This is a genomic window from Actinosynnema sp. (assembly GCF_052038725.1).
The window spans coordinates 1-1,988 of record NZ_JBQGCX010000916.1 but is presented as its reverse complement, the minus strand read 5'-3'; the positions used below and the strand labels follow the sequence as shown (position 1 = coordinate 1,988).

2 protein-coding genes are annotated in these 1,988 nt (G+C 75.5%); both read left to right on the top strand.

What is annotated here, in order from left to right:
* On the top strand, window positions 1-820 hold an 820-nt coding region (locus tag ACTUAL_RS19200; RefSeq protein ID WP_440901222.1), incomplete at its 5' end, for a methylmalonyl-CoA mutase family protein.
* Window positions 821-925: 105 nt separating this feature from the next.
* Window positions 926-1,819: a tetratricopeptide repeat protein gene (locus tag ACTUAL_RS19195; RefSeq protein ID WP_440901221.1), complete on the top strand. Its 894-nt coding sequence runs from the start codon at window positions 926-928 to the stop codon at window positions 1,817-1,819.
* Window positions 1,820-1,988: the final 169 nt, after the last annotated feature.

The following is a 1,988-nucleotide window of genomic DNA, read 5'->3' as shown; positions in this document are numbered from 1 at the left end:
GTTCTTCTTCTCGAACGGCATGGACGCCGAGTACAGCGTCATCGGGCGGGTGGCGCGGCGGATCTGGGCCGTGACCATGCGGGACAAGTACGGGGCGGGGGAGCGGTCGCAGAAGTTCAAGTACCACGTGCAGACCTCCGGGCGGTCGCTGCACGCGCAGGAGATGGACTTCAACGACATCCGCACCACGCTGCAGGCGCTGTGCGCGCTGTACGACAACTGCAACTCGTTGCACACCAACGCCTACGACGAGGCGGTGACCACGCCGACCGAGTCGTCGGTGCGGCGCGCCATGGCCATCCAGCTGATCATCAACCGGGAGTGGGGGCTGTCGGCGAACGAGAACCCGCTGCAGGGCTCGTTCGTCATCGACGAGCTGACGGACCTGGTGGAGGAGGCGGTGCTCGCCGAGTTCGACCGGATCTCCGAGCGCGGCGGGGTGCTCGGGGCGATGGAGACCGGGTACCAGCGCGGGCGCATCCAGGACGAGTCGATGCTGTACGAGCAGCGCAAGCACGACGGGACGCTGCCGCTCGTCGGGGTGAACACGTTCCTGCCCGAGGACGGCGGGCGCGAGCCGGTGGTGATCGAGTTGGCTCGGGCGACGGAGGAGGAGAAGCGCTCGCAGGTCGAGCGCACCCGCGACTTCGCGGCCCGCAACGCGGACGCGGCGGGGGAGGCGCTGCGGCGGCTCAAGGCGGCGGCGGCGTCGGGGGAGAACGTGTTCGAGGTGCTGGTGGACGCGGCGCGGGTGTGCACGCTCGGGCAGGTCACGGAGGCGTTCTTCGAGGTCGGGGGGCAGTACCGGCGCAACGTGTGAGCCGGTCCGGGGCAGTCCGGCCGAACGCGCGCGGGGACGGCGCCGGCGTGCCACGATCGGGTGACACTGGTAGTGCTGATCGCTGTCACGCGGGGTGGAAGCCCGGTGTCCGTGCCGGGCCTGGGGGATGGCCTGGTGGAGCACGGGTGCGCGGGGTGGGGTTGCGGCGGGGTGGTTCCGGCCTCGGCGGCGTGGTCGGCGTGGTCGGCGCGGTCGGCCGGGCGCGGGCCGAGGGCGTGCCGGGACTGCGGGCGGGTGCTGTGCGCGTCCTGCTCGGCCCGGCGGACCCGCTGCCTGCCGTGCGGCGGCCCCCTGATCGGGGTCACCCGGTGGGGACGGCTGCCGGTTCACCGCCCGCCGGGCGCGGTCCGGCTGTGCGCGCAGGGCGCCGCGCTGGCCGCCGAAGGCCGGTCGGCCGAGGCCCTGACCAGGTTCGACCACGCGATCCGGGCCCGCCCGCACTACGTGGAGGCCCGGTCGCGGCGGGCCGCGCTGCTGGTCGACCGGGGCGACCCGGACGCCGCCCTGGCGGACTGCGACCACGTGCTCGCCCTGGAACCCGATCACCCGCCCGCGTGGTACGACCGGGCGACAGCGCTCACCCTGCGCGGTCACCTGCCCGAGGCGGTGGCGGCCTACGACGAGGCGGTGCGCCGCTGCCCCCGCTTCCTGGCCGCGCACGTCAACCGAGCCGTGGCGGTGCTGGAGCTGGGCGAGGCGGAACGCGCGCTGCGGCTGTGCGACGAGGCGGCCCGGCTCCTGGCCGGCCCCGGCGACGTCGAGGGCGACGACGCCACCGGCACGCACCTGGCGGGCGCGCGCGGCGCGTGCCTGCTGGTCCTGGACCGACCGGAGGAGGCGCTCGACGCCCTGGACGCGGCGATCGGCGACGGGCCGGGGGAGCCGAACATGCTGCGCAACCGCGCACTGGCGCTGCTGCGCCTCGGCCGCCACGAGGAAGCGCGGGTCGCGGCGCTGGCGGCGCGCAGGAAGACCTGATGGTGGGCCGGGAAAGCCTGGTGACGGGCCGGGCGGGCCTGATGACGCACCGGGACCCCCTGGCGGCGGACCGGGCGGGCCCGCCCCGCCACCGCCCCCGACCAGCGGCGAGGGGGCGCCCGCCACCCGGCGAGCGCCCCCTCCGCGAACGGTCCGTCCGCCCGACGGC